This window comes from Pseudomonas sp. MONT-RG-20F-20-E-7-02 (genome assembly GCF_022662395.1).
Classification (GTDB): domain Bacteria; phylum Pseudomonadota; class Gammaproteobacteria; order Pseudomonadales; family Pseudomonadaceae; genus Aquipseudomonas.
This window is the reverse complement of sequence record NZ_JAKNQN010000001.1, coordinates 771,835-784,219: the sequence shown is the minus strand read 5'-3', so window position 1 is coordinate 784,219 and position 12,385 is coordinate 771,835. Positions and strand designations below refer to the sequence as shown.

Genomic DNA, 12,385 nt, shown 5'->3' with positions numbered 1-12,385 from the left:
TTATGAAAAAATTCAATGTGGTTATCGCGGACGATCACCCGATCGTGCTCCTTGGGGTACGCGAGCTGGTGGAGCGCGACACGCGCTTTCAGGTCGTGGGCGAAGCCGTGTGTTCGGCGGGCCTGATCGAGCTGTTGCAGCGCCAGGGCGCCGACATTGTGATTACCGATTACAACATGCCCGGCGACTCGCCCTACGGCGATGGCCTGAAACTGGTGGAATACCTGAAACGGCATTTTCCGCAGGTGCAGATACTGATTCTGACGATGATTTCCAATCACCTGATCCTCACCCGCCTGCAGGAGCTGGGCGTGGTTGGCATCATCCAGAAAAGCCAGTTGCACACCGAAATTCAACTGGCGCTGAAGGCGATTGCGCAACAGAGCGCCTACCGCAGCCTGGAGCCGCCGAAAACCTCGGTGATCGAGACGTTGACCGCCATCGACGAACGCTTTACCAGCTTGTCGCCCAAAGAGTTCGAGATCTTGCGATTGTTTATTTCCGGCATGAGCGTGAGTGATATTGCGCGCAGCCAGAACCGCAGTTCAAAGACCATCAGTGCACAAAAGATATCGGCGATGCGCAAACTTGAAGTGAGCAGCGACCAGGACCTTCTCACCTATTGCCTGGCGCGTAACCTGTTCAACTAAGCACCAGGTGCAAGCCATTCCTGGACGATGGCTTGGTCCCTTAATTACTGACTCCTCTCCCCTCTCCCGGTGCAACCAACCCGTCTATTGCGCGGCTTATAAGAATCGTCTTATTCGCTCGCCGCGTCTGCCCGCTTACTCTTTCCTCGCAGTTCAACAACCGCATTTTCCAACTAACACTTACGGACATAATCATGAAGAAGTTTTCCCTGGCTGTTATCGCCTCGGCCATTATCGCCGCTTCCGGCAGTGCCTTTGCCGAAGATCCAGCACCGACGCCTACCCTGGGCGGCAGCGGTAAAATTACCTTCACCGGCGTCATCAACAACGACGCCTGCTCGGTCGACGGCGCCAACTCCGACCGCACTATTTCGGTGGACATGGGCAACGTGTCGATCAAAGACATGGGCACCGCTGAAAACCCAACCGCAGGCCGTGTGACCGCCAAAGACTTCAACTTGAACGTCAACTGCAACCAGGGCACCAAGGTCGCGATGATCTTTGACGCCAACAACGGCGGTTCGGGCCTGGTCACCGGCAAGAACGTACTGGCCCTGAACGCTGGTTCCGCGTCGGCTAAAAACGTCGGTATCGCCCTGCTCGACAGCAACGGCAAGCTGATCGACCTCAGCTCGGCAGCCACCGCGCGCATCGAAAGCCCTATGCACGGCACCGGCGAGGCCGGCGGCGACGCCACCCTGAGCTTCGCGGCGGCCTACGTCACCACCGGTGCCGCCGGTGCGTCCACTGCGGGTCGTGGTGATGCCACCCTGCCGTTCACCCTGCAATACGAGTAACCCCGGCGCCCCGTGCACCGAACGCGCGAGGCCAAACGGCCTCGCCATTCTCTTCTTGATTACACCGGATAACCCTCATGCTGCCTCGTTCTATCGCCGCGTGCCTGGGGCTGCTGGGCATGCTTATGGCTACCCAGGCCGCCGCCAGCATTTCATTGAACGCCACCCGTATCGTGTTCGATGGCGACCACAAAGAAGCCAATATCACCGTGCGCAACGGTAACCAGGACGTGCTGATTCAGTCCTGGGTTGACATGAACGACACCCGCGGCAGCCGCGCTCCGTTTGCCGTCACGCCGCCGTTGGCGCGCGTCTTCGCCAAGGAACAGCAACTGCTGCGCATCTTGTATGAAGGCACGGGCATGCCCACGGACCGTGAGTCGGTGGTGTGGCTGAATGTGCAGGAAATCCCCAAGGCCAGTGAGACCGAGAACACCTTGCAGTTGGCCATCCGCCAACGCATCAAGATTTTTTACCGCCCTGCCGGCCTGACGGGCAGTGCGTTGCAGGCCCCGGCGCAGCTCGAATGGAGCCTGGTCAAACACGGCGCGCAAACGCTGCTGCGGGTGAAAAACCCGACGCTGTACCACGTGTCCATGGCTGACGTGAAAGTGCAGGCACAACTGGCCAGTGACTCGACCATGGTTGCCCCCGGCGAGGAAAAACAGTTCCCGCTCAAGGCAGCGCCAGCGCCCGGCCCGGTGCAACTGACGTTTTCCAGCATCAATGACTATGGCGCGCAGAACCACTACAGCGCAGCCCTGTCGAGCGCCGTAGCACACGCGACTGAATCACGCCTCAACCCCTAAGCACTTTCTCTAACCCACAGGCTCACGTTGCGTGCGTGTTTGCGTGCCCGCCTGTTCGCCAACCAGGGATGCCACAGGTCTTCGCATGTCTTTTCTTTCCAGCAACAGGCCCGCGCGTAGCGCACTGAAGTTGAGGACGCTGTCGCTTGCGATTGCCGCCAGCCTGCCGGCCTGGGCCATGGCCGATGAGGCAGCGGAAACCTTCAACACTACGTTCCTGCAAGGCTCACAGTCACCGGTCGACCTGCAGCAGTTGCTCTCGGCCAACAGCGTGCTGCCGGGCAACTACCGCGTCGACCTGTACAGCAACGAAGTGCTGGTGGGCCGGCGCGACATCGACTTCAAGCGCAACCCGCAAAACGGCCGGGTCGAAGCCTGCCTGACCCTCGACTTGCTCACGCAGTTGGGCATCGACATGAAACGCCTGCAGGCCGACGGCAAAGTCGACCCGCAGCAACCCCAGGAATGCTACGCCCTCGCTGACATGATAGAGGACGCCAGCGTGCGCTACGACAGCAGCCGCCTGCGCCTGATGGCGAGCATTCCGCAAGTGGCCATGCAGCGTGGCCTGCGCGGGTATGTCGACCCACAGTTATGGGATGACGGCGTGCCCGCTGCGTTCATCAACTACCAACTCAACAGCAGCCGCACGGCGGGCGACGCCAAAGCGCGCATCTCGAATAACCTCGGCCTGCGCAACGGCATCAACCTGGGCGCCTGGCGCCTGCGCAACGAGTCGAACCTGAGTGGCGGCACCGGTCGCCCGAACACCTACACCAGCAACCGCACCTACGTGCAGCACGACGTGACCGCGCTCAAGGGCCAGTTCAGCGCCGGTGAGATTTTCTCCGACACCGACCTGTTCGACAGCGTGCGTTATCGCGGCCTGAAACTGGCCTCCGATGACGGCATGCGCGCCGACAGCGAGCGCGGTTATGCGCCGGTGATTCGTGGCGTGGCACAGACCAACGCGACCGTGGAAATCCGCCAGAACGACTACATTCTCTACACCGCCAACGTCGCGCCGGGACCATTCGAGATCAATGATATCTACCCCAGCGGCTCCAACGGCGACCTGCAAATCACCGTGATCGAGGCCGATGGCACGCGCCGGGTGACGACGCAGGCGTTTTCCAGCCTGCCGATCATGGTGCGTGAAGGCCAGGTCAAGTACAGCCTCTCGACGGGTACGTTCAAGAGCAATGCCGAGGGCCTGGCGAGCCCGCGTTTTCTCAGCGGCACCCTGGCGTATGGCTTGACCAGCAACCTCAGCGGGATTGTCGGGTTGCAGGCCAGCGAGGACTACAACGCGCTGTCGGTCGGCGCCGGCAAGAACACCGCGTTCGGCGCCTTCTCGCTGGACACCACCCACTCTTCCAGCAAGGCCCAGGGGAAAACCACCCAGGGCAGCAGCGTGCGCGCGCTGTATGCAAAAACCTTTACCGGCACCGACACCAACTTCACCCTGGCCGCCTACCGCTATTCCACCGAGGGCTACCGCACCCTCACCGACCACGTCGAAGACAACAGCCAGGATGTGCGTGTGCGCACCGGCCACTCGAAAACCCGCACCGACCTGACCATCAACCAGAGCATCGGCCGCAACAGCGAGTTTGGCAGCGTGTACGTGAACGCCAGCGACCAGCGCTACTGGAACCGTGGCGGCTCGCAGAGCTTTTCGGCCGGCTACACCAGCAACTGGGGCGACCTGAGCTACAACCTCGGCGTGACACGCACCAAGCAAATCGTCGCCTGGGGCCAGCCGAGCAGCGACACCCAGTTGAACCTGTCCGTCTCATTCCCGCTGGGCAGCCAGGCGCGCGCACCACGCGCATTTGTCACCACCAGCCGGCAGCACGGCGACACCACCACGCAGGCGGGCATCAACGGCTACGTCGCCGACACCAGCGACACGTTCTATTCGGTACAGGCTGGCCACAGCGACACCAGCGGCGATTCCGGCTCGGTGAACCTCAACAGCCGCACGTCGGTGGCGGACGTCAGCCTCGGCTACAGCCAGGGCCAGGGTTATAACTCGCAGAACCTCAACCTGGCCGGTTCCGTGGTGGCGCACGCCGGCGGCATCAACCTTGGCCAGACCGTCAGCGAGACGTTCGCCTTGGCCGAAGTGCCGGGCATCTCCGGGGCGAAAATCAGCAGCTACAGCGGCGTCGAGACCGGCTACAACGGCTACGCAGTCATCCCGAATGCCCAGCCTTACCGCGTGAACTGGGTGAGCCTGGACACCCGCGACCTCGGCGGCGACGTGGAAATCACCAACGCCACCCAGCAAGTGGTGCCGCGCCGTGGCGCAATCGTGGTGGCGCACTACAGCGGCACCACCGGGCGGCGGGTGTTGTTCGAGTTGTTTGATGCGCAACACAAGCCGCTGGCGTTTGGCGCTTCGCTGGAAGACTCGGCCGGCAAGCAACTGGCGATTGCGGACCCGAACGGCAATGCACTGGCGTTGGTGGAACAGGACCAGGGCACGTTGATCATCAAGTGGGGCGATCAACAGTGCAGCGCGCGCTATGCGTTGGCGCCGCAGAACAAGGCGCTGAACTATGAGCGCCAGGCGTTGGTGTGTGGGCCTTGAAGGGGGCAATTACCGACACCCTCTACCGGATATATCGAGAGCCAAATGTGGGAGCGGGCTTGCCCGCGATAGCGGTGTGTCAGTTGATATATCCGGCGACTGACACTCCGCCTTCGCGGGCAAGTCGAATCGTCGCAGCGCCGCTCCCACATGGGTCGGTGTTTAGGCTAAGGTGCTGCCGATGCGCCCTCCTCTTCGAGACTTGCCCATGCGTAACCTGATTTTCGCCGGTGCCTGCCTGCTGACCACCGCACTCGCCGGCTGCCAGCAAACCCCACCGGCCAACGACCAACTCGACGCCGTGCTCTGGACCCAAACCTCCATCGAGCATGAGTTGATCTACCGCCAGCTGTTCGCCAACGCCACCCGCCAGCTCGACGTGGCGCTGGCCGACCCAACCTGGGACGCCCTGCCCTTCCCGCCGCGCAACCTGGCTGGCCTGCCGCCCGCGGTGGTCGTGGATATCGACGAAACCCTGCTCGACAACGTGCCGCTCAATGCCCGCGACATCATCAATAACCAGGTCTACTCCTACGACCGCTGGAACACCTGGGTCGACCAGGCCAAGGCCCAGGCGCTGCCGGGCGCGGTGGCGTTCCTGCAAGCAGCACAACAAAAAGGCATCAAGGTTTACTACCTCACCAACCGCGAACACAGCCAGGTCGCGGCCACGGTCGCCAACCTGCGCCTGCGCGGTTTCCCGGTGGACAGCGACGAGCAGGTGCTGGCCGCCAGCACGCCGACCGGCCAATGCGAAAGCGCCGGTTATGGCAAAAATTGCCGCCGCCAATGGGTCGCCAGCCACGCCCGCGTGTTGTTGATGGCGGGCGATTCCCTGGGAGATTTCGTGCAGGCCGAACACAACACCCTCGCGGACCAACGCAAGGCCGTAGCGCCCTACCTGAATTGGCTGGGGCAACGCTGGTTTTTGCTGCCTAACCCGAGTTATGGCAACTGGTACAGCGCGCCGTATGGGGATGATGAGAAGTTGCCGTTTGAGCGTAAACGCCAACTTAAGCAGCAAGCGTTGCAGTTGCAGCAATAAAGGACTGGCTGGGGCTCAGGCTTTCACGTTCTGGCGGATGTTCCAGCCAAACTTCACCGGCCCACCGTCCTTGCCGCCGTCGGCCTTCTGCGGCTGGTAGCTGACGTCGACGGTGGCGAAATTCAAGGCGAAGCTGTCATGCAGCACATCGGCGCCGCTTTCAGCACCCGTGCTGTAGGACACCACCATGACTTCCTTCAGGGTGATCACCAAATACTCCACCGGGCTCGCGCCTCCCGCCTTGCGCACCACCAGTTTCGCTTCCGGGTAATGCTTGCCGCTGGCGCAGGCCATCATCAGGTTAGGGCTGGATTTATCCAGCGGCTTTGTCAGGTTCAAGTTGGCAATATTGACCTTACCCGCACCGCCGCCCGTCCCGCTGTGCATCGAACCCGACTGCGATAAACCCAACGCCCAGTGGGTGATATCAATCTCATCGCGATGGGCCTGGTCCCGTGACTCACCCTTGATATCGCCCAGTTTCAAAAACATATCGACAGCCATGTTTGCTCCCTGCCTTGGTGTGCGTCGGTAGTGACGTGGGGCGCACTTTTCCTTAGCCGCCACGCTGCACGCAAGACGCCAAAACGGGATAGAGACGCACCCCACTTGAATTGGCGAACCTTCCGACATTCATAGCTGCCTGCTCGTCTTTACGCTCTCGACTCCCGCAAAAACCAGGAGTTAAGGATGACTGCGTCCCTGTTGAACGATGGATTCCCCTCGGCTCACCGCACTGCGCGTCAGCGGATTGAAAGCCATATTGATCTACGCAAGCTGTTCTTCGCCATTGATGCTGATCCAGCGCTGATTGGCGCGGGGGTGGTGTATATCGATGATGAATTCAATGTCGTGACACTGCGTGAGTTTCAGGCGGTATGCAGCGTGGTGCCGAAGAAGGTGGTGCTGCGCGAGGCGCCTCGCTATGTCGGGCCTGCGGAGTTCAAGCGCATGTTGGAGCATGAACCGCGGGAGTCGGAACTGGTGGCGGAGGCGCTGGGCACGGCGGTGACGTGTGGGGGGGCGATATTGAGTTGGATAGTGGTAACGAGTGGAGTGATGTTGATGCCCTTTACGGCGGGCACGAGTGCGGTGATTTCGCTTATTGGTCAGGCTGCATTGGCGGCGGGTACGGTTCAGTGTATCTCCGGCGTCCAACGAACAGTGTCAGAAGTCGTGTTCCCCGAGTTCAATGATTATTTAGATAGCGAACCTTGGTATCAGAGCGCGACGGCAGTGCTGGATGGTCTTGCTTTACTGGGCGTTGCAACTTCGATGTTGGTCACCGTAAAAGCCACCATTACAACGACGACCGTAACTGGAAAATCCATGCGCCAAGTGCTTAAAGGCCTGACCCGGCAAGAGCGGGCAAGGCTGAACGATGAGTTGCTTAGAATCCGGGACCCCAGGTTAACGACTAGACTGCTGAAGCTGGAAAAAGCTAACGGCAGACTCCCAAAACGTATAAGCGCTACGAGAATGCAGCAAGCAACTACCAACCACATCATGGATGTATTTTCTGCATCGCTTAGCTTCACCAGTAGTGCAGCCAATGGACATGTCAGAACCTTGGCAGTGGGCATCTATGAGGAGTTCAACTCGTGAGCAAACAGGACGAAATAAACAACGAGTATTACTCAGCCGTCTTTATCGAAAACCCTTGGAAAATCATCACGCGCTACACGCCGGTGATCGGAGCAGACTTTCTCGTCGCATGCGCCTCGATAGCATTGACGGCGATTCTGACGTTGCTTACTTATCTCTCGACGTACCCCATAGGCTTTGCAACCAAGACATTTTTTTTCGGCTCGACCGGGCTTGGCGCTGCATTTGCGATAGCCAAATACCAAGTGCTATACGGCCGCATACATTGGGTCTGGCTAAACGTCGCGATATACCTCATATGCCTGCTGATATCACTTCCCGCCATCGCCTACCGCCCCAACTTCTACCTCTACTCAATGACCCTCCTCGGCCCGCTCACCGGCCTACTGATCCTCAACAGCCACCGCTGCCGCGAACTGCGTCACAAGATGGTAGAGATCCGCCATAAACGCGAAGCCGTCATCGCGACCCTGAAAAAACAGGGTCGCTGGAAATGGTGGTAAACCCCGGCCACAGTCAGGTGTACATCCCGTGGGTAAAACTGAATACCTATCCGTTCAGTCAGTGCCCATGGCCGCGTTTTTTTGCCACACTGCGGCGCGACGCTGCCGTTGTGCGCAGCCCCGCCAGGACGGAACGATGACCAGCATGGATTCGATCATTCGACAGTTTTCTGCCGAAGGCGCAACTCACCTCTATTCCAGCCCACCCACGGTATTGACACCCGCCGACCTCTACCGCGCCAAGGGCGATGGGCATTTCCGAGAGGCGATTGCCGGCAGCAATATCTACCTGATCACCGCCAGGCGTCGGGTGCTGATCAACCCGCATGACCTGTACTTGCTCGGTCGATCGGCGCACGGCAGTTTTATCGTGATGAGCGAACAGGGCGTGCAGTCCATCCCTTTCCGTTATGACATTCCGAGGATCGGGCCTGACGATCAGGATGACATCGAACAGGTGCTGGTCGCGCCCAACGGCACGCACCTGACTATCCTCTCGACCTCACGGCAAATGACCACCGCCGCGCACATCGTCGTGGCAAACGCGACCAGCGCCCTGCAAGCGGAACATCGGGACATGAACGTGCTGTATGTCGGCCAGGGCATCGGCAAGGTTCACGCGCGTACGGCGGTGGACCGGCTGTTGAACCACACCACCTTGCAACGCATCCTTGCAGAAACCTCAACCAACAACCCCGAGCTGGAGGTGTCGATCCTGCTCTACCGGTTCGAGCACGGCCGGACGATGATCAGCAACGGCGGTGACTTCAATGCTGAACCGGTGGCCAGCGAACAGGATGAGGCGGAGCATTTTGAGCGGCTGCGCAATGTGCGCTTGAACCGTGATGAGGTCATCACACTGGCTGAGGCCGCCCTGATCAACCACTTCAAACCGCATTACAACACCCTGCTCAAGTCCACCCACTTCGCCGCCAACAACAAGATAAAACCGCTGAAAAAGCTCCTGACCAAGGGCATCAGCGGGCTGACCGTAGAGATCTGCAGCGCCACGCTCAACGCGCGCCTGGGCACCCACGATGCGCTGCCCATAGCGTTGAGCACCTTTCTTCCGGCTGACGTCCTTGAGGGCTGCAACCTCGACAGTGAGCAGGAAAAGCAGGCGTGGGCCGAAGAACTGCGGGTGATGGCGCACACGCACTACGCCAGCTTCCCACTCACCACGCCACAGGAGCGCGATACCTTCATGCACGGCATGGTTTGGCTCGGCGAATCGGTGCGCGAGCAGATCTGGCCACTGCCCGGCAAGGGTGCCTAGGCGCTTGCCCTAAGTAGCCGGTGGAACATGGCATGCAGGATTTGTAGTGGCGAGCGGGCTTGTTGTGGTAAGCCCGCTCGCCACAACAGCCCCGCGCGCCACAACAAGCCAGCTCACTTCAAATCAAGCAATTCTAGCGGCGATGGCTTCGACTTCCACCAGTGCCCCCGGCAGCGGCAACGCCACCACTTGCAACGCAGTGCGCGCGGGTTTGTTCGGCTGTTCGGGCGTGCCGAAGAACTGCGTGTAACCACGCTGCAACCCGGCAAAGTCGAGCTTGCCGCCGGTCTCTTCGGCGCCGACCAGGAACACCCGCAGCTGCACGATATCGCCCAGGTCCAGGTCTTGCTGTTGAAGGATCTTGCGCAGTTTGTTGAACACCGACACCGTCTGCACTTCGGTGCTGCCGTACGCGGCTGGCGTGCCAGCGGGTGCCTGGGCGTCGGCAAGGTCCGGCAAGGTGCCGCTGACGAAAATCAGGCTGGCGGAGGCTGGCACAGTCACGGTTTGCGAAATCGGAAAATCGCCGACGCTGGTACGTTGAATGCTGTCGCTCATGAGGGTGCTCCTTAAGAGGCGGCCACTGCCGCAAGGTAGGTTTGTTGGGCCACACGGTCAGCCAGTTGCGCGACCACATGGCGCGCCGAATTGGCTGCCGATTCCTGCCAGATGCCCACGCCGCTTTGCACCAGGCCGTCACCGGCGAAGTACACACGGCCATGGGCCTGTTCGAGCAAGGCACTGGCGTCGGCGGGAAAATGTTCGCGTTGCAGCCACGGGCCTTCGCTGTAGGGAATCTGTTCCCAGGACACCGCCAGCGGGTTGCGCAGGTGTTTGGCGTAACCCGGATGCAATAGCTCCACGGCTTCCCTGGAAGTGGCGTACTGCTGCTCGAACGGTTGCGCGCCAAACACGTCGGCGCCCTCCCCGGTTACGTAACCGGCCACCAGCAAACCTTCGCGGGTGTTGAGGTCGTTGCTCGGATACCAGAGCAACCGCGCCGGGTGCTCGATCCAGGACAGGCCGCCGTAGGTGCGGTAATCGGTCTCCCAGAAGCGCGGCGATTGCCACGCCACTTTGGTCGCCTGGTCGCTGCGGGTGCTGAGCAACGCGGCCTTGATCGGGTCGCTGAAATCGGTGTCGAGCTTGGCCAGCAGCGGCAGCGGCAAGGTCGAGACCAGGTAATCGGCGCGCACCACCTGTTCGCGGCCACTGTGTTTATCGTGGTAGGTCACCGCCACGCCGTCTTCCAGCTGACGGATCTGGCGCACCTGGGCGCCGAGTTGCACGTGGTCGCGCACGCGCTGGTAGAAGGCGTCGGTGATACGGTCCATGCCGCCGACCGGTTGGAACATGGTCGCCGAGAACTCCGGAAACTCCGTGTGCAATAGCGCGCCCCAGAGTTCGGGGTGCAGCAGCCGGTCCAGCGCCAGCGGGCTGCGGCTGGCGGGCAATGCGCCGGGGTGCGCGGGCGACTCCAGGTGGCCGGCACGCAGGCTGCCTTCATAGGCCAGCTCTTGCGACAGGTCGCCGTATACCTGCAGAAATGCCAGCAAGCGCGTGCGCTCTTCACTGCTCAACACATCGTCGAGCGCATCACGCTGCACCGCTGTGGCCAGCAGGCTGGACAAGTGCCCGCGTGCATCGTTGATCGCCTGGCCGACGGTGAACGCCGGCTGTTGCAGGTCCGGGCGCACCTGGGCGCCATGGCTGCTGTTGACCAGTACTTCGAGCGGCACGCCCAGTTCGCTGCAATAGTCGAGAATCGTACGGTGCTGGCTGGGAATCCTGGCCGGGCCGGCGTTGAAATACAGGCCCTGATCAAATGCCACGGTTTGCGTGCGGCCGTCCTTGTAGTCCACGCGGTCGCCATTGCGCAGGGTCCAGGTGCGCCCGCCGACCCGGTCCCGGGCTTCCAGCACTCGCACTTCGAACCCGGCGCGAGTCAATTCCAGCGCAGTGACCAGCCCGGCAACCCCCGCGCCCAGCACCAGCACGCGGGTGCCCTGGCCCAGGCCTGGCTTGAGTTTCAGCGGTTGCGGGCGCCGGTGCGATGACGGCCCCAAGCCCAATGCCGCGAGTGCATCCTTGACGGCCGGCTCACCGCCAACTGCGGCGATGCTCGACAGCGCTTCACGTCGTGTCAGTCCCATGTTCGCGACTCCTAGTCCGGCAAGCCCGGTGGGTTGATCAGCGATTTGTCGACGCGCTCAATGTCCAGGCCCCACCGTTGCAACACCTGTTCGTATTGGCCTCCGGCAATCGCGCCTTCCAGCGCAGTGTGGATCGGCTTGACCAGGCCGTTGTCCTTGCGCGTGGTCACGGCGATATCCGCCTTCAACGGCCAGCCACCATTCACCGTGCCGACGAGCTTGATGCCGCCGGTGATGGCCGCCGAATAGGCGTACACCGAGTTAGGCCCGAACAGCGCATCGCTGCGCCCGGACTGCACCGCCAGTTGCGCGGCGGCCTGGTCGTCGAAGTACTGCAGCAGCGCCGGTTTGATGCCGGCCTTTTCATTCGCCTCGTTCCAGGCCAGCAAGACTTTTTCCTGATTGGTGCCGGAGCCGACGATGATCTTCAGCCCGGCGATGTCCGAGGCCTGTTTGATCTCAGTGATCTTGCTGGTGCTCTTCACATAAAACCCGAGCACATCCTGGCGATAGGTAGCAAAGTCGAAGCGTTTTTTGCGCGCCTCGGTGACGGTGACATTGCTGATCACCGCGTCGTATTTGCCCGAGCTGACGCCCAACGGCCAATCTTCCCAGCTGGTCTGCACCACGTTGAGTTGCAAGCCCAAACTATCAGCCACCAACTGCGCGGTGTCGGCCTCGCTGCCGATGGTGGTCTTGTCGTCATTGGCCAGCAGCGCGAGCGGTGGCCCGGCCACGCCGGACACGGCCACGGTGAATTTGCCCGGCTGGGCGAACTTGAAGCCTGGCGGGATCTGCGCGATGGCCGCTTCATTGCGCGGCACATGGATGCGCACGCGGTCGGGGCTGAGGTCGACCTGTTGCACGGCGAAGGCGCTTTGCGCGGTGCTGACGGCAAGCGCCAACAGGGCCACGCGGGCGGTATTGATGAACATGGCAGTCACTCCTTGA

General features: G+C 61.3%; 12 protein-coding genes. 8 read left to right on the top strand and 4 right to left on the bottom strand.

Annotated elements, in window-relative coordinates; all coding sequences use genetic code 11:
• Positions 1 to 2 precede the first annotated feature (2 nt).
• The 5 genes from L8I05_RS03610 (at position 3) to L8I05_RS03590 (ending at position 5,897) form a co-directional block, all read left to right on the top strand.
• Positions 3 to 650: a response regulator gene (locus tag L8I05_RS03610; RefSeq protein WP_159957957.1), complete on the top strand. Its 648-nt coding sequence runs from the start codon at positions 3 to 5 to the stop codon at positions 648 to 650.
• 194 nt (positions 651 to 844) lie between these two features.
• Complete coding sequence (locus tag L8I05_RS03605) at positions 845 to 1,447, top strand: fimbrial protein (protein WP_242167225.1); 603 nt, start codon at positions 845 to 847, stop codon at positions 1,445 to 1,447.
• Positions 1,448 to 1,524: 77 nt separating this feature from the next.
• Positions 1,525 to 2,256, top strand: a complete 732-nt coding sequence (locus tag L8I05_RS03600; protein ID WP_242167224.1) for a molecular chaperone — start codon at positions 1,525 to 1,527, stop codon at positions 2,254 to 2,256.
• Between the two features lie 85 nt (positions 2,257 to 2,341).
• Positions 2,342 to 4,852 carry a fimbria/pilus outer membrane usher protein gene (locus L8I05_RS03595; RefSeq protein ID WP_242167223.1) on the top strand — a complete coding sequence of 837 codons (2,511 nt, stop codon included), beginning with the start codon at positions 2,342 to 2,344 and terminating at the stop codon, positions 4,850 to 4,852.
• A 208-nt stretch (positions 4,853 to 5,060) separates the two neighbouring features.
• Complete coding sequence (locus tag L8I05_RS03590) at positions 5,061 to 5,897, top strand: HAD family acid phosphatase (protein ID WP_242167222.1); 837 nt, start codon at positions 5,061 to 5,063, stop codon at positions 5,895 to 5,897.
• Between the two features lie 15 nt (positions 5,898 to 5,912).
• Here the strand turns inward: L8I05_RS03590 and L8I05_RS03585 are convergent, their stop codons facing one another.
• Positions 5,913 to 6,401: a type VI secretion system tube protein Hcp gene (locus L8I05_RS03585; RefSeq protein ID WP_242167221.1), complete on the bottom strand. Its 489-nt coding sequence runs from the start codon at positions 6,399 to 6,401 to the stop codon at positions 5,913 to 5,915.
• Between the two features lie 186 nt (positions 6,402 to 6,587).
• On the opposite strand from L8I05_RS03585, the gene L8I05_RS03580 reads away from it, so the two are divergent.
• The 3 genes from L8I05_RS03580 to L8I05_RS03570 all read left to right on the top strand — a co-directional run bounded on the left by L8I05_RS03580 (position 6,588) and on the right by L8I05_RS03570 (position 9,281).
• Positions 6,588 to 7,502, top strand: a complete 915-nt coding sequence (locus tag L8I05_RS03580; RefSeq protein WP_242167220.1) for an NAD synthetase — start codon at positions 6,588 to 6,590, stop codon at positions 7,500 to 7,502.
• Positions 7,499 to 8,005: a hypothetical protein gene (locus tag L8I05_RS03575; protein ID WP_242167219.1), complete on the top strand. Its 507-nt coding sequence runs from the start codon at positions 7,499 to 7,501 to the stop codon at positions 8,003 to 8,005. The genes L8I05_RS03580 and L8I05_RS03575 overlap by 4 nt, the downstream gene beginning before the upstream one ends.
• Before the next feature lie 136 nt (positions 8,006 to 8,141).
• Complete coding sequence (locus tag L8I05_RS03570; protein WP_242167218.1) at positions 8,142 to 9,281, top strand: hypothetical protein; 1,140 nt, start codon at positions 8,142 to 8,144, stop codon at positions 9,279 to 9,281.
• 123 nt (positions 9,282 to 9,404) lie between these two features.
• On the opposite strand, the gene L8I05_RS03565 is transcribed toward L8I05_RS03570, so the two are convergent.
• Genes L8I05_RS03565 through L8I05_RS03555 form a run of 3 tightly spaced genes read right to left on the bottom strand, consistent with a single transcriptional unit; the run spans position 9,405 to position 12,369 of the window.
• The gene (locus L8I05_RS03565) at positions 9,405 to 9,839 is read right to left on the bottom strand and encodes a RidA family protein (protein ID WP_242167217.1); all 435 of its coding nucleotides are present in this window, start codon (positions 9,837 to 9,839) and stop codon (positions 9,405 to 9,407) included.
• Positions 9,840 to 9,850: 11 nt separating this feature from the next.
• The gene (locus tag L8I05_RS03560) at positions 9,851 to 11,434 is read right to left on the bottom strand and encodes an FAD-dependent oxidoreductase (RefSeq protein WP_242167216.1); all 1,584 of its coding nucleotides are present in this window, start codon (positions 11,432 to 11,434) and stop codon (positions 9,851 to 9,853) included.
• Positions 11,435 to 11,445: 11 nt separating this feature from the next.
• Entirely contained in the window at positions 11,446 to 12,369 is a 924-nt protein-coding gene (locus tag L8I05_RS03555; RefSeq protein WP_159957979.1) for an ABC transporter substrate-binding protein, read from the bottom strand.
• Between the last annotated feature and the right edge of the window lie 16 nt (positions 12,370 to 12,385).

Excerpts from the sequence above, each read along its gene's own strand:
- L8I05_RS03610 (WP_159957957.1), top strand. The coding sequence starts at position 3 with ATGAAAAAATTCAATGTGGTTATCGCGGACGATCACCCGATCGTGCTC.
- L8I05_RS03605 (WP_242167225.1), top strand. The coding sequence starts at position 845 with ATGAAGAAGTTTTCCCTGGCTGTTATCGCCTCGGCCATTATCGCCGCT.
- L8I05_RS03600 (WP_242167224.1), top strand. The coding sequence starts at position 1,525 with ATGCTGCCTCGTTCTATCGCCGCGTGCCTGGGGCTGCTGGGCATGCTT.
- L8I05_RS03595 (WP_242167223.1), top strand. The coding sequence starts at position 2,342 with ATGTCTTTTCTTTCCAGCAACAGGCCCGCGCGTAGCGCACTGAAGTTG.
- L8I05_RS03590 (WP_242167222.1), top strand. The coding sequence starts at position 5,061 with ATGCGTAACCTGATTTTCGCCGGTGCCTGCCTGCTGACCACCGCACTC.
- L8I05_RS03585 (WP_242167221.1), bottom strand. The coding sequence starts at position 6,401 with ATGGCTGTCGATATGTTTTTGAAACTGGGCGATATCAAGGGTGAGTCA.
- L8I05_RS03580 (WP_242167220.1), top strand. The coding sequence starts at position 6,588 with ATGACTGCGTCCCTGTTGAACGATGGATTCCCCTCGGCTCACCGCACT.
- L8I05_RS03570 (WP_242167218.1), top strand. The coding sequence starts at position 8,142 with ATGACCAGCATGGATTCGATCATTCGACAGTTTTCTGCCGAAGGCGCA.
- L8I05_RS03565 (WP_242167217.1), bottom strand. The coding sequence starts at position 9,839 with ATGAGCGACAGCATTCAACGTACCAGCGTCGGCGATTTTCCGATTTCG.
- L8I05_RS03560 (WP_242167216.1), bottom strand. The coding sequence starts at position 11,434 with ATGGGACTGACACGACGTGAAGCGCTGTCGAGCATCGCCGCAGTTGGC.
- L8I05_RS03555 (WP_159957979.1), bottom strand. The coding sequence starts at position 12,369 with ATGTTCATCAATACCGCCCGCGTGGCCCTGTTGGCGCTTGCCGTCAGC.